Raw genomic sequence first — 23,497 nt, forward strand, 5'->3', positions numbered from 1 at the left:
ATAAGTGCTTATTTATATATATCTACTAAAAGACCGCTTATATCGTCTATAGTAGCTGCTACGTTTAAGTTATCTTTTTGTTCACTCATGAGCATATTAGTTAGATCCTCTAATTTACTATCTATAGTATCTACAGTTATGAAATATTGAGTTTGCCAGAAGCTTATATCTTTTTTTATGCTATACATGTAACTTAAGACGGATTCAAGGTATTCTTTTATCATTTTTTTATAAGATCTTACATCTGAATAGCATTTTGTTATGGCAAGCCTGTTTCCTTTCTTTTTTATACTATCAAACATATTTTTAAGTTCTTGCTCTGACTTTTTCTCCATTTGGGAATTAAAACTCTGGGAAAAGTCTTTTTTAACAGATATATTTTTATTGCTTGAAGAAGGTTTAGAAGTTACTCCAATTCTAGAAATTTCCATAATAATCCTCCACATTTTTATTTATCTGAGATAGTGATACTATTAAATACTCAATTTCCGCACATATAAAATTTTTTTAATTAATAGTTAAGAATGAAGAATTAATAGTTAATGTGGATTTTTTTCCGTTACACTACAAAAAATCTTTGATTAAGCTTTTCACCACTCGTTTCGCTAAAGCGAAACATTGCTGATTTATATAAATTTAAAGATTTTTTGCGACAGCTAAAAATCATCCTTCACTATTAATTTTTCATTATTAATTCTTAACTTGTGAAAGTCGAGTTATATATTTATTATATATAATATTTTGTGAAAAATATAGTTAATTGTATTGAAAATTAAATTAAAATACATATTTTTTGATTTTAAAAATATATCAACATATATTATCCTGTAGAGTATTATTTTGTAACAACAATAATTATTTAATGTGTATAAGATTGCGGTGAATTCAAAAAATAGAATGAAAGGCAGGGGATTTTATGTGGTACAAAAAAAGTATTGAAGAAATAACAAAAGAATTGGGTACAGATGTAATAAATGGATTAACATCTGAGGAAGCTTCAATTAGAATAAAAAAATATGGAGAAAATAAGTTAATTGAAAAAAAGAAGAAATCAATTTTAAAGCTTTTACTTGAACAAGTAAATGATGTACTTATATATATATTGGTTGCAGCGGCAGTGGTTTCAGCGGCACTTGGTGAAATAAGTGATGCAATCATAATAATGGTTGTAGTTGTATTAAATGCAGTAATAGGCTTAATTCAAGAATCAAAAGCTGAAAAAGCATTGGATTCTCTAAAAAAACTTTCAGTACCTAAAGCATTGGTTAAAAGAAATGGAGAAGTTATAGAGATTTCTTCTGAAAATATAGTAGTAGGAGATATAATCATATTAGATGCGGGTAAGTACGTTCCTTGTGATTTAAGACTGGTTGAAACCGGAAATTTGAAAATAGAGGAATCTGCATTAACAGGAGAATCTGTGCCTTCTGATAAGTATGTAGAAGATATTTTAGAAGATCAGGATATAGCTCTTGGAGATCAAAAAAATATGGCATTTATGTCCACCCTAGCCACTTATGGAAGAGGTGTAGGTGTGGCTGTGGCAACTGGCATGAATACTGAAATAGGTAAAATAGCCAAAATGTTAGATAATGATGAAAAAAATTTAACTCCACTGCAGAGAAAATTAAGCCAGCTTGGCAAAATGCTTGGCTTTGTAGTTATTATTATATGCGTACTTATGTTTATAACATCATTGATTCAAAAGAGAGATTTATTTGAGATGTTTTTAACGTCTATAAGTTTAGCTGTGGCTGCTATTCCGGAAGGTCTGCCAGCTATGGTTACTATAGTGCTTGCAGTAGGAGTACAGAGGATGATAGGTAAAAATGCAATAATTAGGAAACTTCCAGCTATAGAAACACTCGGTTCTGTAAATATAATATGTTCAGATAAGACAGGGACTTTGACTCAGAATAAGATGACTGTTACAAAGTTTTATGCAGACAATATTTTAAATAACATTTCGGCTGTTGATTTAAAAAATAATATACATAAAGAACTTGTAGAAAACATGGTACTTTGTAATGATGCTACCTATTCGGAAAGTTCTAAGACTGGAGATCCTACTGAAATTGCACTTTTAGAAATGGGGGTTAAATTCAATATATTTAAATCTAATGAAAGCAAGGAACACAGTAGGGTAAATGAAATACCGTTTGATTCAGATAGAAAGCTTATGACTACTTTAAATAAATATGGGAATGAGTATCGTATAATTACGAAAGGTGCAGTAGATAACTTAATTAAAATTTGTGAACATATATATTTAAAGGGAGAGGTTGCCCCTTTTACAGAAGAATTAAAGTCAAATGTAATTAATGCTGCAAATTCTATGTCAAATGAAGCACTTAGGGTTTTGTCAGTTGCTTTTAAAGTTATAAATTCACCTAAAATTCAAATTGATTCAATGGAAAGTGAATTGACCTTTGTGGGTCTTGTGGGAATGATAGACTCTCCTAGAGAAAATGTAAAAAAATCTATAGATGAGTGTAAAAAATCTGGTATAGGGGTAGTTATGATAACCGGAGACCATAAAAATACGGCTTTTGCTATAGCAAAAGAACTTGGTATAGCAGATCATGAATCTCAGGCTATATTAGGAGCTGAATTTGATAAATTATCAGAAAAAGATATACATGATAGAATCGATAATTTAAAAGTTTTTGCAAGGGTGTCTCCAGAACATAAAGTAAATATAGTAAAGGCATTGAAGAAAAAAGGGAATATAGTATCTATGACAGGAGATGGTGTAAATGATGCACCTTCATTAAAAACTGCAGATATAGGTGTAGCTATGGGAATTACGGGAACAGATGTGGCAAAAGGTGCTGCAGATATGGTGCTTACAGATGATAACTTTTCAACTATAGTGGAAGCTGTAAAACAAGGAAGAAATATATATAATAATATAAGAAAATCTATAGTATTTCTTCTTGCATGTAATATAGGAGAAATAATAGCATTGTTTATGGCAATAGTTTTGGGGTGGCCTACAATTTTAAGACCAATTCATCTACTTTGGGTAAATCTTATAACGGATAGTCTTCCAGCGTTGGCTCTTGGAGTAGATCCTGATGATCCTGATATAATGAAAGAAAAACCTAGAGATCCACGTAAAGGATTATTTTCAGGCAAGAGTGGGATATTTTTGGGAGTGAATGGTGTTCTGATAGGAGTACTTACTTTAGCTGCTTTTTATATAGGAACTAAGCTGTATACTAATTCACTTATACACGCGCAGACTATGGCTTTTGTAGTGTTAAGTGTATCACAGCTATTTTATACTTTAAGTATTAGACATCATGAAAAATCTATGTTTGAGGTTGGAATTTTCAGTAATAAGTATTTAATAGGTGCAATAGTTGTCGGTATAATAATGCAAAGTATAGTTATTACAGTGCCATTCTTATCTTCAGTATTTAAAGTGTTTAAACTTACAATAAATGATTGGATATTTGTATTAGCACTTTCTTTGGTACCTCTTTTAGTGAATGAAATTATAAAGCTTGTTTATAGAAAATGTAAAGTTTCTAAGTAAAAAATCAACTTATACTCTGGATATTTCTTACAACCTTCAGCTCATTAAATATTTTGATAAGTCTAAGTAAAAAATTCTAAAAAAGCTAATAACTTTTGAAAACTCGTACCTCAAACAATTCAAAAGTTCTAAGTTTTTACGAATTTTTTACTAAGATTTATATACAAAATATTTAAAAGAGTTTCATTATTGTAAAAATATGCTTGCGTATAAGTTGATTTTTCGTTTATAAACCTTGTATATAGTGATTCTAATTGAAATTTTGACTTATACATAAAATATACTAACAAAATGGAAATCACACTTAAAAACTTTTTTTATAAGTCTTGGTGAGGTATTTTAGAAAATCTTAGAAGCTTATATATGTCTGAGGTACGAGTTTATATAAGCTTCTTTAGATTTTCAAAATACCGAGCTTTAGACTTATAAAAAGTTTTTAGTGTGATGGAATTTGTTAGTATATGGTTGGTATAAGTTAACTTTCTATTTAGAAGTTCCATATTATTTGTTGTTTTTAAGCTTTGTTCCGTTTTCGTCTTGTAGGATAAGGTGTCTTTTCATGAGTCCACCTAAAGCATTTTTAAAATAATTTTTACTTTCATGAAAGGTATTTCTTATATCTTCTGGAGAGCTTTTATCATTATATGGCATGAAACCATTATGATTTTCCAAATAATCTAATATACACTCTTCTAAGGATAATCTTTCATTTTTAGGTACGCTTCTAGGAGTGAGTCCTAGTTTGCCATCTTCGTATATTTTTTTTATTCTTAACTTAAGTTCATCCCCGGGATAAATATCCGTAAAATATTCATTATTCAATATAACCCCTCGGTAAAGATTGTCTACGGCAACCATAGCACTGTTATTGGTTTGAAATCCATAAATAGTCCCTTTTACTTCACTGCCAAGTGTGTACTTTTCATCTTTTTCATTGTTCTCAAGATCTAAGGTAAGCAGATATTTGTCTATGTCTGTAGTAGCTGCAATTCTATTGGTTTTATCTACATATAGATAAAATAAATAGTATTTTTCTGGAGTCAGCTTATATTTTTGTTCTGCTAAAGGTACAAGTACATCTCTTTCCAAGCCTATATCTACGAAACTCCCGAAACTAGTATTAGCTACAACTTTTAAATAGGCAAGTTCACCTATTTCTGCCTTAGGTTTTTTTAAAGTGGATATTATTCTGTCTTTTGAATCCTTATATATGAATGCATTGACTTCATCGCCAATGGAAAGGGTATCCTCAGTAATATCGCTTTTAGGAAGAAGTATATCATCTTTAGTTCTACCTGTTCCTGCATCTAAGTAGTATCCGAAATTTGCTTCCCTGGTTATTCTTAGTTTGTTAAATTTCCCTATTAGTATCAACTATATGTTCACTCCTCTGTAATGTTTAAAATACTTCTACTTCAAACATATTATATAATAATATCATAGTTACTGCCAGTTAAGTTAGTATTTAAAGTAGGATTTATAAGAAGAACTTTACCAAAATATATTTACATCCAACTGTAGTTGGCTTTTTTGAAATGGAGTATTGGATTTTCTCTAGAATATTTTCTCTCAAAATCTTCTTTTTTATTAATATTATTGAATTTGAATAATACATAATAATTACTTGTTAGTGTTATGTTAATTCTACGTTAAATATATTTAAGAAATGTAAACTTTCGACAATAAGATTTAAAAATATACTATAATTAATAAAGAATATTAGGTCGAAAATGGATTTAAATCTAAGTTAGGTAATTCTGTAAATTAATTAAATATTAAAAAGGAACATGCTAATTGTTTATTAATCTAAGTTTAATATAAAGGGGAGTGCATTATGATAATTAATTCTGAGAAAAGTTTTTTTCAAAAAATTAAGACGTTTGACAAAGTTATGATTGAAACTATTAAAACTAATAAGGACATATTTGAATTTGAAGACGAGCAGTATGCAATTTATTCAAATGGTGTATTTGTACAAACTCTGATTAATGACAGAATATTATATCGCATCTTTATTGATGAATGTAGAAATGATGCTTCTGTACACTATGATTTGTTTAAATGTTTACATAATTAGTATTTGTGTAACTTGCTTTTGATAAAATTTCTATGCAACTTTGAAGCAAAATTTAATATAAAAATAGGGTATTGTAACTTAATTTTATAACTAATTTTAAGTACAATGCCCTATTTTTCACTTGTTTTAATGTTAGTACACAAAAAGAATAAATAAATTCATATTAAACAAAAATAATCTACCTGTTAACATTTATTTTTAACTTCTGTACTACTGTAGATTTGATTTTAAATTTTGATCTAATACCTATCAGGTACTTGCTACCAGGAATGTAACTTATTGCACAACAAATAATAGGAGTTATTATTATAGTTACTAAAAGTTTTATTAATGGACTATATAGATAGTGAGTTGAAGGTATCTTTTCTGACCATTTTTGAATAACAATAATATGGAGCATATATGCTGGAAAAGAATATTTTCCTACAAATGATAGTAAAATACTAATTTTTTTGCTGACAGTATCTATGTATAGAGACAGCATATAGAAGAAAATTATTGCTGTAGTTACATATACTATATATAAAGCATGGTCAAATTTTATAAATGGCAGTGGATTACCTATAAAATCTTTTATATCATCATAATAAAAATATGATAAAAGTATAGTGTATCCACCAATAAGTGCATATTTGTATTTTTTTATCATAACTTTTAAATTTGTATAATTAAAAATCATATATGCTCCAACTACAAAATAAAAAATCCATAGTAGAGGTGTTATATTTATAAAACTTTGCTGCAATTTAGATGGGGTTCCAAATAATAATTTTCCAATTGTAGAAGTAACATAATTGTTGTTTTTCAGTATTAAGTAGTATAGTACAAAAGAAAATATAAAAAACGATTTTTTTATGAAAGTGCTTGTACTATTTAATTTCTTTATAAATAGAAAGATTAAGGGTATATATAGATATAATCTGATTATCATGCCCATATACCATAAATGGTAGGCAGAATTACCAGTAACTATTTGTCCTATAAAGTTGGTAAAACCATAAGTGCTGTGATTTAAAATTAAATCATTTATAAGGGAACAAAAAATATAAGGTAAAATTAAAAATTTTAATTTTTTGATATAGAAATTTAATACATCCATACGATCATAATATACATAAATGAGGCATATGGCAGTTAATGCTACAAACATAGGTACAGCAGTTTTACCTATTGAATAAATAAGCTTTGAAATAAGTCTATTTTCTAGAGAAATATCTTTTATAAAAGAATAACCGCCAAAAGTGTGTTGTATTACTACTAAAATAAAGGCGATTCCTCTCATTATGTCTAATTCTGCTAATCTATCTTTAGTCATATTTTCCTCCTCCTAAGTAAAAAATATCCTTGTACAGTTTACACTTATCTAAATGAAAAGGCAATTTCTTATGATTTAAGATTAAACTCATAAATAGCTTTAAATTTGCTTTACATCACTTATAATATAAAGTATATAATAAAAGTTAAAAGATTATTAGGGAGGAAAATATAATGTCATCAATGGATTTTGTAAGAGTATCTGCAGCATGTCCTTTAACAAATGTAGCAGATATAGAATTTAACTTAAATAATATAAAGCTTTGTATAGGTAGGGCTTTAGAACAAAAAGCAAAGCTTGTAGTCTTTCCGGAGCTTTGTATAACCTCATATACTTGTGCAGATCTTTTTGAACAGCAGCTACTTTTGGAGAAATCCGTAGAAGCTCTAAAAAATCTGTGTGATTACTCAAAAGACATAGACATACTAATAGCTGTAGGGGCACCTCTTACATATAATTGTTGTCTTTATAATTGTGCATACATAATATTTCGGGGCAGTATTCTAGGTATTGTTCCCAAAAGTTATATTCCAAATTATGAGGAGTTTTATGAAAAAAGATGGTTTACAGAGGGACTAAAGGTTATAGATGAAAAAGTTAACTTTTATTTTCAGGAAGATATTCCATTTGGAACAAACTTGATATTTACCTGTGGTAATTTTAAATTTGGAATTGAAATATGTGAAGATCTATGGACAGTAGTACCTCCAAGCAGTTATTTATGTCTTATGGGTGCAAATATTATAGGAAACCTCTCTGCATCTAATGAAGTTGTAAGTAAATCCACTTATAGGAGAAACTTAATATCATCTCAAAGTGCCAGATGCATGTGTTCTTATATATATTCATCTTGTGGAGTATTTGAATCTTCTACAGATTTAGTGTTTAGTGGGGATATGTGTATTTCTGAAAATGGAGCAATTCTAAAATCTGGTGAAAGGTTTAAAAGAGAAAATCAAGTTATTACTACAATTGTAGATTTAGGACGATTAGCTGGGCAGCGTTTAAGAAATGTAAGCTTTAGGGACAGCGTAAAGTTATTTTTGGAGAAACCTATAGAAGTGAAATTTCAATTTGAAACTATGGATTATGGAAAATTTGATAGAGCTGTTGACAAACATCCTTTTGTACCCTCAGGTAAAGATGAAAGGGAACTTAGATGTAGGGAAATATTTAATATACAAACTTCTGCCCTTGCTAAAAGGGTAAGTCATACTAATTTAAAAAGAGCGGTTATAGGTATATCGGGTGGACTTGATTCTACCTTGGCCTTGCTTGTTACAGTGAAAACCTTTGATATGTTAAAGATATCGAGAGACAATATAATAACTGTTACTATGCCAGGGTTTGGTACTACAGATAGAACTTATAATAATGCAGTAGATTTGTGTAAAAGTTTAGGAACGGAACTTAGAGAAATAAATATAGTAGATGCATGTCTCCAACATTTTAAAGATATATCCCATGACAGAGAAATACACGATGTAACTTATGAGAATGTTCAGGCAAGAGAGAGGACGCAGATTATAATGGACATAGCAAATAAGGAAGGGGGACTTGTAATTGGGACAGGTGATCTTTCTGAGCTTGCACTTGGATGGTGCACTTACAACGGCGATCATATGTCTATGTATAGTGTGAATTGTTCCATACCTAAAACGCTGGTAAGATATTTAGTAAGATATGTAGCAGATAAAGAGGTATCAAAAAATATATCGGATATTTTGATAGACATACTTGATACCCCAGTAAGTCCAGAACTTTTGCCTAAAGATAAAAATGGAAAGATAGTCCAGAAAACAGAAGACATAGTGGGTCCATATGAGCTTCATGACTTTTTCTTGTATTATTTTGTTAGACATAGTTATTCACCGGAAAAGATATTGTTTTTGGCAAAACAAGCTTTTAAAAATGATTATACTAATGATGTTATTTGTAAATGGCTAAAAGTATTTACAAAAAGATTTTTCACTCAACAATTCAAGAGATCTGCAATTCCAGATGGACCTAAGGTAGGTACTGTAAGTTTATCTCCTAGAGGAGATTGGAGAATGCCTTCAGATGCCAGCTTTAATTTATGGATGCAAAAATAAAATTTATATAAAATCAGATTTATTGATGAATAGATATAGTATACTATTTATAATATTAAAGATAGAAAAATTTTGATAGGGGGTTGGAATTTACATGTTTAATATTATTTTATGGACTGTAATTGGTTTAGTAGCCCTATTTGTAGACATGGTAACTAGTGCTTTCTTATTTGTATGGTTTACTATAGGAGCAATTGCTGCCATTGTAGCAGGAATGTTAAAATATTCCTTTATAGTTCAACTTATAGTGTTTTTAGTAGTTAGCATAGTGCTTACAGTTGTTTGTTATCCAATAGTTAAAAAAAATATTAAAAAATCTATAAAGCCTACTTTGCTTAGGGAAAAAACTTATGTGGGAAAAAAGATTACTATAGATAAGAAAATGGTAAAAAATAATGGAATAAAGGTTGATGGGGTGTACTGGAATATAAAGAACGAAGGATATACTATTAAGGATGGAGATACCGTAAAGATAATTGGAATGGAAGGAAATAAAGTTATTATAAAAAAGGAGATGTAAATATATGATAAGTAAAATTTTTATTTTGATTGTACTTGTAGTTATTATTGCAGTTATAGTTTCTTCTATGAAGGTAGTAAATACTGGTTATGTAACTATTATAGAGAGATTTGGACAATTTCATAGGGTATTGGAACCAGGATGGCATTTTCTAATTCCTTTTGCTGATTTTGCAAGAAGAAAAGTTTCAAATAAGCAGCAGATACTGGATATTGAACCTCAAAGTGTTATAACTAAAGACAATGTAAAGATATCTATTGACAATGTTATTTTTTATAAGATATTAAGTGCTAAGGATGCTGTGTATAATATAGAGGATTACAAAGCAGGTATAGTTTTTTCAACAATAACCAATATGAGAAATATTGTAGGAGATATGACTTTAGATGAAGTACTGTCGGGAAGGGATAAAATAAATGCAGAGCTTTTAAAAGTAGTAGATGATATAACAGATGCCTACGGCATAAAAATATTGTCTGTAGAAATTAAAAACATTATTCCACCGGCTGAGATTCAGCAAGCCATGGAAAAACAGATGAAGGCAGAACGTGATAAAAGGGCTGTTATACTTCAGGCAGAAGGTCAAAAACAGAGTGATATAGCAAGAGCCGAAGGTGAAAAGCAAGCCAAGATACTGCAAGCCGAAGCTGAAAAGGAAGCAAATATAAGAAGGGCTGAAGGATTGAGACAATCTCAAATGCTGGAGGCAGAAGGTAAAGCAAAGGCAATAGAATCTGTAGCAGAAGCACAGTCTAAGGCAATTCATCTTGTTAATAGGGCTATAATTGATTCAGGTACAGATGAAAAGGTAATAGCACTTAAACAAGTAGAAGCATTGAAAGAAATGGCTAAAAATCCGGCAAATAAATTGATATTGCCAAATGAGTCCATTTCTTCTCTTGGCAATATAGCAGCAATAGCAGATATGCTTCAGAAGAAGTAATTTTTATAAGAGTTACAGCTTAAAATTTGACCTATTCTCCGGATATTTTTACAACCTTCAGCTCGTTAAATATTTTGATAAGTCTAAGTAAAAAATTCTAGAAAAGCTAAGAACTTTTGAAAACTCGTACCTCAAACAATTCAAAAGTCCTAAGTTTTTACGAATTTTTTCTAAGACTTATTTGCAAAATATTTGAAAGAGCTTCATTATTGTAAGAATATCTCTGCGAATAGGTTCAAATTTAAGATGAGAATCCTTATAGGCTTTCTAATCGAGATTTGTCATTATATTTTATGTATAAGTTTAAACTTCAATTGGAAATCTTATATAGATATCTGAAATCAAAAGCAGTTAGTAACTTTAGTTAAGAGTTAAAAAATTGTAGTTTGAGAGGTTATATACTTTTAAATTGAAATTGATAATTGAAATATGGGGGAAGTTTGTGTGAAAAAGGTTTTAATAGTAGAAGATGAAGCTTCTATAAGAGGATTTTTAAAAATAAATTTTAAAAGAAACAAGTTTATAGTGATAGAAGCAAGTACGGGAGAAAGAGCTTTAGAAAAGGCAAGAACTGAACATCCAATAGTTACAATATTAGATGTAATGCTTCCTGGAATGGATGGATTCAAGACTTGTGAAATACTTAGAAGAGAATTTCCTAAAATGGGTATAATAATGCTTACAGCCAGAAGTCAGGATATGGATAAGATAATGGGTTTTGGATTTGGAGCAGATGACTATGTAATAAAACCTTTCAATCCCCAAGAGTTAATAGCTAGAGTAAATGCACTTTTGAGGAGAATAGGAATACAAAGTGATAGTAAAAATGAAGTGCTTGTATCGGGTGAATTTAAAATAGACGAAGGAGCCATGAAAGTCTATAGAAGTGAACAGGAATTAGAACTTACCCCAAAAGAATATATGTTGATGAAAATATTTATAGAAAATCAAGGAAAAGCTTTAAATAGGAATGAACTCCTAAATCTTGTCTGGGGGTATAGTTATCCTGGAGATGCAAAAATAGTTGACGTAAATATTAGAAGGCTTAGAGAGAAGATAGAAGAAAATTCTTCAAAACCAAAATATATTGAGACTGTTTGGGGAGTAGGGTATAGATGGAGAAAAGAATAATATGTTAAATGGAATAAAGGAAAGAATGATATGTTAAATGGAATAAAGGAAAGAATGATAGGAAGCTATCTATTTATAATAATTTTTACTGTAGTGATAATTGAATCTTTTTTGATATTCTCCATTAGCAGATACTATTATAAAAATATGGAGAATATGGTTTCTAATCAAATAAAAGTTTCTGTAGATTTTTATAATAGCTATCTAGCTTCTTCCAGTTTAAAAAAAAATATAAGTGACAATGCAGATATATTTTGGAAAAATACTTCTGCAGAAGTTCAAGTAATAGATGTTTCAGGAAGAATGCTTATGGATTCTATAGGAAACTTTATACCTGGTAAAGTGAAAGGGGAAGACATAAAAAATGCTTTAAATGGAGATTTAGGCATTTCTATAGAAACAGATAAAAAAACTAGTGAAAAAGTGTTGTATGTATCTAAAGCTTTAAAATCCAATGGAAAAGTTGAAGGAGTACTTAGATTTGCTACTTCTCTTTCAGAAGTGGACACGATAATAAAAAAAATATCTTTTATGCTCATATTTATAGGAATTGCAGTAATAGTAATGGCAGGAATTGTAAGCGTGTTCATTTCAAATAGTATAACAAGACCGGTAAGAGAGGTCACAGCTATGGCAAGAAAAATGGCGAGTGGAAGATTTAATGAGAGAATTGAAAAAAAGAGAGATGATGAGATAGGGGAACTATTTGATGCACTAAATTTTATGGCAGATGAGATATTAAAAAATGAGAAGCTAAAGAACGAATTTGTAGCCTCCGTATCCCATGAACTCAGAACCCCACTTACATCTATAAAGGGATGGGCTTCTACTATGAGAACTGGAGATTTCAGTGATAGGGAAGAATTACAAACTGGACTTGAGATAATAGAAAATGAAAGTGATAGGTTAACTAAAATGGTAGAAGAACTTTTAGACTTTTCTAAATTTATATCTGGTAAAATTACACTGAAAAAAGATTATGTAGATATAAAAAGTACTATAGAATATATAAAAAAGCAATTTTCTCTAAGGGCATGGCGACAAAATATAAACTTTTCTGTAAAAGTTCAGGATAATATGCCTTTGGTTTTACTGGATGAAAATAGAATTAAACAGGTGCTTAACAATTTGCTGGACAATGCATTTAAATTTACGCAAGAAGGAGGAAAGGTAACTTTAAAGGCTTTTATGAGAGATGAAAACTTAATTGTGATAGTAGGTGATACTGGAATTGGGATACCTGAAGATGAACTCCCAAAAGTCACTGAGAAGTTTTTTAAAGGCAAAAGTGATAAGTGCAGCAACGGAATAGGACTATCAATATGCAAAGAAATAGTTTTACTTCATGGAGGAAAAATTGAAATAACAAGTGAATTGGTTAAGGGAACTGAAATAACTTTGACCATTCCAGTAGAAGACAACTAGAATTTTAGAAAAGGTGATATTTTTGAAAAAACTTACTGCACTTATTGGTATTTTAGTTGTATGTATAGTATTTGTAGTGTATAAAAATATAAATTCTTCTCTTAATCCCAACATTGTTCCCGTAAAGAATATAAATTTACCTATTGCAGGAACATGGATTTTAGATAGATATGTATTTACAGGGGATTCTTCTATTTCTGAGGACAAGGCTAAAAGTATGCTAGGTGAAAAGGCTGAATTCAGTGATAAGGGAGTATACTTTGATAATTTGACATGTAAAAATCCTAGTTTTAAAGTAAAAGTTTTAGATAGTCAGGATTATTTTCAAAGTAATTTTAAAATTGACCCCTCTTCCATAGGAATAAATGAAAAGTACATAAAAGTGGTTACTGTGTCTTCTGAAGATAATTTTTTTGATGAATTCATTCAGATAAATAGAAACGTAATGTTAAAGTTTACAGATGGAATAATATTTTTTTTCGTTAAGGATGGCACACAAATAAACAATTCTGAATTTAAAAATATAGATAAAAATAATTCTAAGATTATAATTCCCAAGAGTCAAAAAGAGACAAATTCTAAATCTGGATTGCTTTTAGGACTTAAGTGTATTGATGAGTCGGGACTAGGGTGTAATTATAGAACTTTGTGGATAAGTTCCTCATATGGGAAGATTATGCCTATTGTGAATATAAAAGATTTAGTAATTCCAAGGAAAAGTGGATTTTGGAAGGTTGGAGTAAAAAAAGTATGGGAAAAAGGTGTGAAAAAGGATATTGTTTGGGGCGAAACCCTTGGAAACAACAAAACTTCAAGAATTAAGTATCGTAATATTTCTGGGATTAGCAGCGAAATATTATTTGTAGGTGAAGAATATATTTCTATGGATGACAAAAAAGTTTATAATGATGATGATGGTGACCAAAGATTTGAAAATGGAGATTTTAGTGTACTTCCTCTAGATAATTTCAATGGAAATAGGATGGATTTTTCTAAAGCTTTTGGGGATGATGCAGGGAGTAGATTAAAATATAGTGCAGATTTATATTTAAAAAAGATGAACTTAAGTAAAAATAAAATAGATGAAAATAAGCTGCAAACTAATTGGTCTGTAGATAGGAGAAGCGGCAGGTGGATGCTAAGAGGGAGAATTCCTTATGGTAATTTTGATGTAATGTATGCAGCGCCTACAATTTTAACTGATTATGATGATTTATATCCATCATTTGATGTAATAAAAAAAGAGATACCAGATGCAGTGGATGCGTATACTTCTCCAAATAGGGACTTTATAGTTGTTTTAACTGAAACTGAGTTAAAAATCTACTCTTTAAATAATAAAAAAATAGGCAAACTAGACAGGGAGTTTGACTTGAAAAATGGAGAAACAGCAGTTATGTCTCAATGGTCATTGGGAAGTTATGTAGATGAATGGAATAAATTAATTAAGAATATGAAGAAAAATTAATATTACAGGTGTGTGATTATTATGAGCATAAGGTTTATATATGGAAGGGCAGGAAGTGGAAAAAGTTATTATTGCCTTCAGAGCATAAAAAAGAGAATAGAAGAAAATGAAAATAGAAATCTCATATTTTTGGTACCTGAACAATTTTCTTTTCAAGCAGAGAAAAATTTATTAAAATCAGTAGGACAAAAGGGAATGTTAAAAGCTCAGGTACTGAGTTTTAAGAGAGCTGCAGAAAGAGTGTTTGGTGAAGTAGGTGGTGGTACAAGAAAGCATGTAAATGATTCAGGAAAAGCTATACTTCTCTATGAAATAATAGAGAGGAATAAAAAGAAATTAAAGGTATTTGGTAAATCTACTAAAAAACAAGGTTTTGTAAATATGATTTCAGATATGATAACTGAATTAAAAAAGTATAACATATCAATTAAACTCTTACAAGATAGTCTAGATAGAATAGAAAATATAAATCTGAAAAACAAGTTAGAAGATATAATAATAATTTACTCGGAGTTTCAGGAGAGGCTTCATAAGAATTATATAGATTCTGAGGATATACTATCCCTGCTATATGAAAAACTTGATAGATCTAATTTTTTTAACAATGCGGAAGTATGGATTGATGAATTTTATAGTTTTACGCCTCAGGAATATAAAGTACTGGAAAAGATTATATGTAAATCATATAGGACAAATATAACCTTATGTACAGATATTTTAAGTGAGAATTCTTCTCTTGAAAGTATGGACTTATTTTTACCTACCAAAGTTACCGAAAAAAAACTTTTAGAAATAGCTAAAAATAATAATATAGCCTATGACAAACCAAAATCATTAAAATCCAATTCTTATGGCAGATTTAAAGATAATGCAGAGATTGGACATCTAGAACAATATATTTTTTCATATCCTTACAAAACTTATAAAAGATCAAATTCAAGCATAAGGGTATTTAAGGCCTTAAATAAATATACTGAAGTGGAAAATAGTGCTCGGGACATATTAAAAATGTGCAGGGATGAAGGTTTTAGATTTAGAGATATTTCAGTTGTAACGGGAGATTTGGATGGATATGAAAATATTATAAAAGCTGTGTTCAATCAATATAATATACCTTATTTTATAGATAAAAAAAGAGAAATTGATGATAGTCCTATTATAATTTTAATAATTTCAGCCGTAGAAATACTTTCAAAAAATTGGTCCTATGAATCTGTATTTAGATATTTAAAAACAGGACTTTTGAATTTAGAATTTGATGAGATAGATATGCTAGAAAATTATGTGCTTGCTAATGGAATAAGAGGAAAAAAATGGACTGATCCAAAACCGTGGAATTATAGAATAAACTATGGAAATTTTGATGAAGAAATATCTGAAGAAGAGGCAGAATATTTAAAAAATATAAACTGTATAAGGGATAAAGTTAGGGAACCTATTTTAAAGCTTTCGGAAGATATAAAAGGTAAGAAGACAGGACAACAGATGTGTGAAGGACTATATAATTTTTTGCTCAATTTAGAGGTGCCAGAAAAAGTGGAGGCACTTATAAAGGAGTTTAGAAATACTTCTAAATTAGATAAGGCAAATGAGTATAGCCAAATATGGAATATAGTAGTAGACATATTAGATCAAATAGCAGTTGTTATAGGGGATGAATCCATTGGAATGGGGCTATTTAGTGAAGTGCTTGCAAATGGCTTTTCCCAATATGAAATAGGAGTAATACCTGCATCATTAGATCAAGTTTTAGTCAGTAGTGTAACTAGGTTAAGAAGTCATGATGTAAGAATACTTTATATTGTTGGAGTTAATGATGGAATATTTCCAGCATCTATATCTGCAGATGGAGTATTTACAGATGAAGACAGGGATGAACTGAGGAAAAGAGGAATGGAACTTGCAAAAGATACTAGAAGCAGGGCTTTTGAAGAACAACTTTTAGTATATGGAATACTTACTAAAGCAGATAAATATTTAACACTGAGCTATTCAATGAGTGATGAAGAAGGAAAAAGTAAAAGACAATCTATTGTCATATCTATTATAAAGAAATTATTTCCTAAGATTCAAGAAGAGAGTAATTTAAAAGGTATTTTGGGAGAGAGAGCAGGGATAGAAGCTGTAAATGGACCTAAAGATACATTTAGTGAATTGATTTCAAATATAAGAAGAAGTATAGAAGATAACAATTCTGTAGATCCACTTTGGATTAATGTATATAGATGGTATAAAAATAATACTAGTTGGAGTAAGAAAGTTGAAACTGTTTTAAAAGGATTTTCCTATAATAATTACATTGAAATTTTAGACAAAAGTAAAGTTAGAAGACTTTATGGAAGCCACTTGAATATAAGTGTTTCAAGACTAGAGAAATTTTCAGAGTGCCCTTTTGCATATTTTGTACAGTACGGACTTAAAGTTGAAGATAGAAAAATGTATAATTTAAGTTCTCCGGATTTGGGAAGCTTTATGCATGATATACTTAAAAAGTTTTCCATACAGTTAAAAGAAAAAAATTTAACCTGGAATGATATAGATAAGAATTGGTGTGAGGAAAATGTAAAAATTGTAGTAGATAGTACTTTAAGTGGTATACCAGGGTCTATATTGAACAGTTCAAAGAAGTATAAACATATTACAGATAATTTAAAAAAGATACTTACAAGGTCAGTATGGCTTATAGCAGAACATATGAAAAGAGGTAAATTTGTACCAAGGGCTTACGAACTTTCTTTTGGAGATTCTGGAGATATACCTCCTATTTCAATAAAACTTCACTCTGGAGAAGAAGTTAGTCTCATAGGAAGAGTGGATAGAATAGATTTATTAGAGCAGGATTCAGTTGTATATCTTAGAATAATAGACTACAAATCTGGTAGAAAGGAATTTAAGCTGTCAGATATATATTATGGTTTTCAAATGCAGCTTTTAATATATTTGGATGCCATACTTGCGGAACTGGATGAAAAATTTAATAAAGAAGGTATACCGGGAGGAATATTATATTTTAAATTGGATGATCCCATAATAAAAACAGAAGGGAATATAAGTGACTCTGAGATAGAGAAGAGGATACTTAAGAGTCTTAGGATGAACGGATTGCTTTTAAATGATCCTGAGATAATAAGGCAAATGGATAGCGAAATGGAAAAAACCTCAGATATTATATGTGCTTCCATAAAGAAAGATGGTAACCTTTCAAAGGTTCAATCATCTCTAGCAACTAGGGAGCAATTTGAATTACTAAGGAAATATGTAAGAAGCACAATAGTAGACTTAAGTGAAAAGATACTAAAAGGGGATATAGAGGCAGTTCCATATAAAAATAAAAGCAAGACAGGATGTAGTTATTGTATTTATTCTGCTATTTGCCAATTTGATACATCTATAAAAGGAAATGAATATAAGATAATTAGAGATAAAAAAGATGAAGAAGTTTGGAAGGATATTGAAGAAAGAGTTGGAAAGTAAAATTTCGAAGGAATAGTTGCAAAATTTGAAGAATTATATGGAACTATTTACTAGAATAATGGTACAGATATATATATGATAGTAGTACAGATATGTGTATATTTTACAGTTACAAAAGATATTGTAAAAAATATATAAAGTATAATTGACAGGCCAAATGACTTATTATATAATAAATTTGTAAAAACGTTATCAAAGCATTTTAAATATTTATAAAAGATCTGAAGTATACGTAAGCTTTAGTTTTGAACCTACGTTATATAAACGGAAGTTCAATATTTAGATGTGTACATGAAGCCTACTTATAATTGAAAGTTTAGGAAGATGGAGACATCTGTGAGAACATCCACCTATTTTTGGATAGGTGTCAAAGTAAGGTTAAACGGTATTTTGGATAAAATAAAAGTAATCGTGAAGATTATGATTTCTAAAGAGAGGTTGAGAGATCTCTCTTTTTATGTTCAACATAATGTATCTGTATTTCGTTTTAATCCATTTTAAAAGCATATTTAAAAAGTGCTTGAAAAAATGGAACTATTCTTTTAAATTGCAATAAAATCTCAATAAAGTATTTAAAAAAATTAAACAAAAGTAACCTTAGTAACCTTGACTTTAAATTCTGAATATTTTAAAATGAAATTGTAATCGGTAAAAGTAATTTATAGGCAAATTTAATATATAAAGTTATTGGGGGGTTAAACAATGGATAAAAAAGTTTTAACTGTTTGTCCTTACTGCGGTGCTGGTTGTAAGTTATACTTGCATGTAAAGGATGGCAAGATAATTAAAGCAGAGCCTGCTAATGGTAGGACAAATGAAGGGTCCTTGTGTTTAAAAGGACGATTTGGCTGGGATTTTCTAAATGATCCTAAAATATTGACATCTAGAATTAAACATCCAATGATAAGAAAAAATGGAGAGTTAGAAGAGGTAAGTTGGGATGAAGCTATTAGTTTTACGGCTTCAAAATTGTCACAAATAAAAGAGAAATATGGACCTGATTCTATAATGGGAACAGGATGTGCTAGGGGTTCTGGAAATGAAGCAAACTACGTAATGCAAAAGTTTATGAGGGCGGTTATTGGAACCAATAACGTAGATCACTGTGCCAGAGTTTGACATGCTCCTTCTGTAGCCGGTCTGGCTTACGTTTTAGGAAATGGTGCTATGTCAAATGGTATACATGAAATAGATGATACAGATTTACTACTTATTTTTGGATATAATGGAGCAGCTTCGCATCCAATAGTTGCTAAGAGAATAGTTAGGGCAAAACAAAAAGGTGCAAAGGTAATAGTTGTAGATCCACGTATAACAGAGTCTGGTAGGATAGCAGATTTATGGCTCCCTATAAAAAATGGAACAAATATGGTTCTTGTAAATACTTTTGCCAATATACTTATAAACAAGCAATTTTATGACAAACAATATGTAGAAGATCATACTGTTGGTTTTGAAGAATATAAATCTATAGTTGAGGATTATACGCCTGAATATGCAGAAAAAGTTACTGGTATACCTGCAGAGGATATAGTAGAAGCTATGAAAATGTACTCCAGTGCTAAAAATGCTATGATATTGTACGGTATGGGAGTATGTCAGTTTGCTCAAGCTGTAGATGTAGTAAAAGGGTTAGCTTCAATAGCTTTATTAACTGGTAATTTTGGAAGACCTAATGTAGGCATAGGACCTGTAAGAGGCCAGAACAATGTGCAAGGTGCCTGCGATATGGGAGCACTTCCTAATGTATACCCAGGTTATCAAAGTGTAACTGACGATGCAATTAGAGAAAAATTTGAAAAAGCTTGGGGAGTTAAACTTTCAAACAAAGTTGGTTATCACCTGACACGAGTTCCTGAATTAACGCTTAAAGAGGATAAAATAAAAGCATATTATATAATGGGCGAAGATCCAGCTCAAAGTGATCCTGATTCTAATGAAATGAGGGAAACACTTGATAAAATGGAACTTGTAATAGTTCAAGATATATTTATGAATAAAACTGCACTCCATGCAGATGTAATTTTACCTTCTACGTCTTGGGGAGAACATGAAGGAGTCTTCAGTTCTGCTGATAGAGGATTCCAGAGATTTAGAAAAGCTGTAGAACCTAAGGGCGATGTTAAACCAGATTGGGAGATAATTTCAGAAATTGCATGTGCTATGGGTTATGATATGCATTATAACAATACTGAGGAAATATGGGATGAACTTATAAATTTATGCCCAAATTTCAAAGGAGCAACTTATAAGAGATTGGATGAATTAGGAGGAATTCAATGGCCTTGTCCATCTGAAGATCATCCAGGAACTTCTTATCTCTACAAAGGAAATAAATTTAATACACCTACTGGAAAAGCAAATTTATTTGCAGCAGAATGGAGACCTCCTATAGAGAAGACAGATGAAGAATATCCACTTGTTCTTTCTACAGTTAGAGAAGTAGGGCATTACTCCGTAAGAACAATGACAGGAAACTGTAGGGCACTCCAGCAGTTAGCTGATGAACCAGGATATGTACAAATTAATCCAGTGGATGCAAAGGCTAAAAAAATAATAGATGGTGAGCTTATGAGAGTAAGTTCACGAAGAGGTTCTGTAGTTGCCCGTGCACTTGTTACTGAAAGGGCAAATAAAGGAGCAGTTTATATGACCTATCAATGGTGGGTAGGTGCATGTAATGAGCTTACAGCTAATAATTTAGATCCAGTATCAAAAACTCCTGAATTAAAGTATTGTGCAGTGAAGGTAGAAGCTATAGAAGATCAGAAAGAAGCTGAAAAGTTTATAAAAGATCAATATGCTTCAATAAAGAAAAAGATGAATGTTTAATATAAAGATGGCTAAAAAGACCTTGATTAAAAGGTCTTTTAGCCAAAAGCTTTAAATCAATAGGAGTTGATAGACTGTGATAGACGTACATGAAGCATTCAATATAGTAATGAATAATACAAAACTGCTTAAAAGTGAAGATATGTCCCTGATAAATTCTCTTAACAGGGTATTGGCAGAGGATATAAGCTCAAAAGATAATCTTCCCCCATTTGACAAATCCTGTATGGATGGGTATGCTTTAAAAAGTGAAGATACTAAGGAAAAAATGTCAAAATTTCAAATTAAGGGAAGCATAAAGGCGGGAGATTTTTCTGATATAGTATTAAAAAATGGTGAAGCCATAAAAATAATGACAGGAGCTCCAGTACCAAAAGGTGCAGATGCAATTATTCAAATAGAAAAAGTAAAAGTAGAAGGAAAAGAACTTCATGTATTGGAAAAGGTATCTCCTGGAACCAACATATTTAAAACTGGTGAGGAGATAAAAATTGGTGATGTTGCTTTAAAAAAGGGAAAAATCGTAAGACCTGCAGAAATAGGGTTATTGGCATCACTAGGTTATACTAAAATAAAATGCTACAAAGTCCCTAAAATTATAATAATAAATACAGGGGATGAACTTATAAATATAGATCAAAACTTAATGCAAGGTAAAATAAGAAATTGTAATGAATACACATTAATTGCCCTTATTAAAAATTTAAATGCAGAAGTTAAATCGTATGGGATAATAAGAGATGATAAGAATAAAATTTTTAATGCTATAAAAACTGCATTTGAAGAGGGAGATATAATCATAACTACTGGAGGAGCATCTGTGGGTGATTACGATTTTATAGAAGATGTTCTTAAGGAAATAGGAACAGATATAAAATTTACTTCGGTAGCTATTAAACCAGGAAAACCAGTTGTTTTTGCAACTTTTAAAGATAAATTATTCTTTGGACTTCCAGGAAATCCACTTTCAGTAATAAATTCATTTGAAAGTTTTGTAGCACCATCTATTAAAAAAATGATTGGAAGAGATGATGCATTTCCTGAAGAATTTCCTGTAACTTTAAAAGATGATTTTAAGTCAGGAAAAGAAAGAGACTGTTATATGTATGTAGATATAAAAAAGGAAGATAACCATTATTATGCTTATGATGTAGGAAGACAAGATTCCAATGGCCTTTTTACACTTACTAAGTCAAATGGCGTGGTTATCATGAAAAAGGGAACTAGTATAGCAAAAGCTGGAGATATTTTAAATGGAAAATTTATATTCAAATAAGAGGTCAGTAATTTCTATTATTTCATCTAGTTCAAATTCAGGTAAGACTACCTTAATAGAAGGAATAATAAGAATTTTAAAAAGCAGAGGATATAAGGTTGGTGCAATAAAGAATGATGCTCATAAGTTACAGATAGATTATCCAGGAAAAGACAGCTTTAGATTTACAGAGGCAGGTGCAGACAATGTTGTTATTGCATCGGATAATACAGTGGCTATGATAAAAAAAGTAAGTGGACCAAAAAGTATAGAAGAATTGCTGTTGCTTTTTCAGGATGTAGATATTGTAATAGTGGAAGGTTTTAAGGGCAACGAATTTCCTAAAATAGAAGTATACAGGAAAAATGCAAGTAAATGTTTACTCTACAAAAATTCTGAATATAATTTTCAAAATTTTGTAGCTATTGTAACCAATGAAAATTTAATAACTGATATTCCTGTATTTGATATAAATGATACAAAAAAAGTAGCTGATTTTATTGAAAGCAACTTTATAGGAGGTAACAAAAATGGAGAAAACCATGGAACTTCATGTAGTCAAATATGACAAAGAATGTAAAAAGACAGTGGAGGAATCAACTATTTGCGAATATCCTTTAAATGTATTTGTAAATGGTGAACATTTGACAGTGCTCTTATGTACTCCTGAAAAGCTTAAGGAATTAACAATAGGTTTCTTGGTCTTTAAAGGTATTATAAAATCTCTAGATGAAATAAAATCTTTAGAGATAGATGAAAAAAGTGGAGCGTCCAGGGTAATCTTGAAAAATAGACAATTTAATAAAGAGTTGTATTCAAAGCAAGTACTTCCTACAACATTTAATGAAAATGAAAAAAGTAAATTCTTTTCATATATTATTGATTCCATGAAAATTAGTCTAATCAATAATGATAATGTTTACATACATGTTGATAAAATCTATGGCTTAATGATGGACAATCTTGGATATTCCAAGACTTTTAAACTCACTGGAGGAGCACATTGTGCAGCTCTTTGTGATGAAGATAAAGTAATATCTATTTGTGAGGATGTGGCCAGACACAATGCTGTAGACAAGCTTATAGGTGAGGCATTTATAAAAAATATTTGTTTAAAAGATAAAATAATATTTGTGAGTAGCAGGGTATCTTTTGAAATGGTATATAAAATTGCTAGACTTGGGGTACCTATAATAATATCTAAATCTGCACCTACAAATCTTTCTATAGAATTTGCAAAAGCTTTAAATGTTACATTAATTGGATTTGTAAGGGGAGAAAGAATGAATGTATATACAAATCCACAGAGAATAATATAGTAATTTCTGATAATACATTTTTGAATATAATCTTAAAAAATTAGTCATATAGTTATATAAAAATAATATAATATTTAATGTTGATAATTAGTTCTTAATTAAAT

Annotated in this window: 16 protein-coding genes and 1 other RNA gene; 14 read left to right on the top strand and 3 right to left on the bottom strand. The window is 30.1% G+C overall.

Annotation, left to right across the window (positions count from 1 at the left end):
• Window positions 1-8 precede the first annotated feature (8 nt).
• Window positions 9-431, bottom strand: coding sequence for a YaaR family protein (locus CLRAG_RS09215; RefSeq protein ID WP_065078172.1), 423 nt, complete (start codon window positions 429-431; stop codon window positions 9-11).
• Between the two features lie 485 nt (window positions 432-916).
• Here CLRAG_RS09215 and CLRAG_RS09220 point away from each other — a divergent pair, with 485 nt between their 5' ends.
• Window positions 917-3,541 carry a calcium-translocating P-type ATPase, PMCA-type gene (locus CLRAG_RS09220; protein WP_065078173.1) on the top strand — a complete coding sequence of 875 codons (2,625 nt, stop codon included), beginning with the start codon at window positions 917-919 and terminating at the stop codon, window positions 3,539-3,541.
• Between the two features lie 501 nt (window positions 3,542-4,042).
• Here the strand turns inward: CLRAG_RS09220 and CLRAG_RS09225 are convergent.
• The gene (locus tag CLRAG_RS09225; protein ID WP_065078174.1) at window positions 4,043-4,915 is read right to left on the bottom strand and encodes a CvfB family protein; all 873 of its coding nucleotides are present in this window, start codon (window positions 4,913-4,915) and stop codon (window positions 4,043-4,045) included.
• Window positions 4,916-5,375: 460 nt separating this feature from the next.
• Between CLRAG_RS09225 and CLRAG_RS09230 the strand changes: the two genes are divergently transcribed.
• Complete coding sequence (locus CLRAG_RS09230; RefSeq protein ID WP_065078175.1) at window positions 5,376-5,618, top strand: hypothetical protein; 243 nt, start codon at window positions 5,376-5,378, stop codon at window positions 5,616-5,618.
• A 178-nt stretch (window positions 5,619-5,796) separates the two neighbouring features.
• On the opposite strand, the gene CLRAG_RS09235 is transcribed toward CLRAG_RS09230, so the two are convergent.
• Complete coding sequence (locus CLRAG_RS09235; RefSeq protein ID WP_065078176.1) at window positions 5,797-6,933, bottom strand: acyltransferase; 1,137 nt, start codon at window positions 6,931-6,933, stop codon at window positions 5,797-5,799.
• Between the two features lie 170 nt (window positions 6,934-7,103).
• Here CLRAG_RS09235 and CLRAG_RS09240 point away from each other — a divergent pair, with 170 nt between their 5' ends.
• From CLRAG_RS09240 to fdhD, 12 genes are all read left to right on the top strand, one after another.
• On the top strand, window positions 7,104-9,026 hold the full coding sequence (locus CLRAG_RS09240; protein ID WP_207644806.1) for an NAD(+) synthase: 1,923 nt from the start codon (window positions 7,104-7,106) through the stop codon (window positions 9,024-9,026).
• A 94-nt stretch (window positions 9,027-9,120) separates the two neighbouring features.
• On the top strand, window positions 9,121-9,546 hold the full coding sequence (locus tag CLRAG_RS09245) for an NfeD family protein (protein WP_065078178.1): 426 nt from the start codon (window positions 9,121-9,123) through the stop codon (window positions 9,544-9,546).
• Between the two features lie 4 nt (window positions 9,547-9,550).
• The gene (locus CLRAG_RS09250) at window positions 9,551-10,489 is read left to right on the top strand and encodes an SPFH domain-containing protein (RefSeq protein WP_065078179.1); all 939 of its coding nucleotides are present in this window, start codon (window positions 9,551-9,553) and stop codon (window positions 10,487-10,489) included.
• Between the two features lie 444 nt (window positions 10,490-10,933).
• Window positions 10,934-11,620: a response regulator transcription factor gene (locus tag CLRAG_RS09255; RefSeq protein ID WP_207644804.1), complete on the top strand. Its 687-nt coding sequence runs from the start codon at window positions 10,934-10,936 to the stop codon at window positions 11,618-11,620.
• A 30-nt stretch (window positions 11,621-11,650) separates the two neighbouring features.
• Window positions 11,651-13,045 (top strand): sensor histidine kinase, encoded by a 1,395-nt coding sequence (locus CLRAG_RS09260; protein ID WP_065078181.1) that lies wholly within the window; start codon window positions 11,651-11,653, stop codon window positions 13,043-13,045.
• A 13-nt stretch (window positions 13,046-13,058) separates the two neighbouring features.
• Entirely contained in the window at window positions 13,059-14,513 is a 1,455-nt protein-coding gene (locus CLRAG_RS09265) for a hypothetical protein (RefSeq protein WP_242872123.1), read from the top strand.
• A gap of 21 nt (window positions 14,514-14,534) precedes the next feature.
• Window positions 14,535-17,987 (top strand): helicase-exonuclease AddAB subunit AddB, encoded by a 3,453-nt coding sequence (addB, locus tag CLRAG_RS09270; RefSeq protein ID WP_065078183.1) that lies wholly within the window; start codon window positions 14,535-14,537, stop codon window positions 17,985-17,987.
• Between the two features lie 215 nt (window positions 17,988-18,202).
• Window positions 18,203-18,388: non-coding RNA, 6S RNA (gene ssrS / locus CLRAG_RS09275), on the top strand.
• Between the two features lie 301 nt (window positions 18,389-18,689).
• On the top strand, window positions 18,690-20,819 hold the full coding sequence (fdhF, locus tag CLRAG_RS09285) for a formate dehydrogenase subunit alpha (protein WP_083985646.1): 2,130 nt from the start codon (window positions 18,690-18,692) through the stop codon (window positions 20,817-20,819).
• Between the two features lie 76 nt (window positions 20,820-20,895).
• Window positions 20,896-22,095, top strand: a complete 1,200-nt coding sequence (locus CLRAG_RS09290) for a molybdopterin molybdotransferase MoeA (RefSeq protein ID WP_065078186.1) — start codon at window positions 20,896-20,898, stop codon at window positions 22,093-22,095.
• Window positions 22,073-22,642 (top strand): molybdopterin-guanine dinucleotide biosynthesis protein B, encoded by a 570-nt coding sequence (gene mobB, locus CLRAG_RS09295; RefSeq protein WP_065078187.1) that lies wholly within the window; start codon window positions 22,073-22,075, stop codon window positions 22,640-22,642. Before CLRAG_RS09290 ends, mobB begins: the two co-directional genes overlap by 23 nt.
• Window positions 22,605-23,393 (top strand): formate dehydrogenase accessory sulfurtransferase FdhD, encoded by a 789-nt coding sequence (gene fdhD, locus CLRAG_RS09300; RefSeq protein WP_065078188.1) that lies wholly within the window; start codon window positions 22,605-22,607, stop codon window positions 23,391-23,393. The genes mobB and fdhD overlap by 38 nt, the downstream gene beginning before the upstream one ends.
• Window positions 23,394-23,497 lie beyond the last annotated feature (104 nt).

It is taken from the genome of Clostridium ragsdalei P11, from assembly GCF_001675165.1.
Taxonomy (GTDB): Bacteria; Bacillota; Clostridia; order Clostridiales; family Clostridiaceae; genus Clostridium_B; species Clostridium_B ragsdalei.

Bases quoted from the DNA above. Each gene is read 5' to 3' on its own strand.
- CLRAG_RS09215 (WP_065078172.1), bottom strand. From the start codon at position 431: ATGGAAATTTCTAGAATTGGAGTAACTTCTAAACCTTCTTCAAGCAAT.
- CLRAG_RS09220 (WP_065078173.1), top strand. From the start codon at position 917: ATGTGGTACAAAAAAAGTATTGAAGAAATAACAAAAGAATTGGGTACA.
- CLRAG_RS09230 (WP_065078175.1), top strand. From the start codon at position 5,376: ATGATAATTAATTCTGAGAAAAGTTTTTTTCAAAAAATTAAGACGTTT.
- CLRAG_RS09235 (WP_065078176.1), bottom strand. From the start codon at position 6,933: ATGACTAAAGATAGATTAGCAGAATTAGACATAATGAGAGGAATCGCC.
- CLRAG_RS09245 (WP_065078178.1), top strand. From the start codon at position 9,121: ATGTTTAATATTATTTTATGGACTGTAATTGGTTTAGTAGCCCTATTT.
- CLRAG_RS09250 (WP_065078179.1), top strand. From the start codon at position 9,551: ATGATAAGTAAAATTTTTATTTTGATTGTACTTGTAGTTATTATTGCA.
- CLRAG_RS09260 (WP_065078181.1), top strand. From the start codon at position 11,651: ATGTTAAATGGAATAAAGGAAAGAATGATAGGAAGCTATCTATTTATA.
- addB (WP_065078183.1), top strand. From the start codon at position 14,535: ATGAGCATAAGGTTTATATATGGAAGGGCAGGAAGTGGAAAAAGTTAT.
- mobB (WP_065078187.1), top strand. From the start codon at position 22,073: ATGGAAAATTTATATTCAAATAAGAGGTCAGTAATTTCTATTATTTCA.
- fdhD (WP_065078188.1), top strand. From the start codon at position 22,605: ATGGAGAAAACCATGGAACTTCATGTAGTCAAATATGACAAAGAATGT.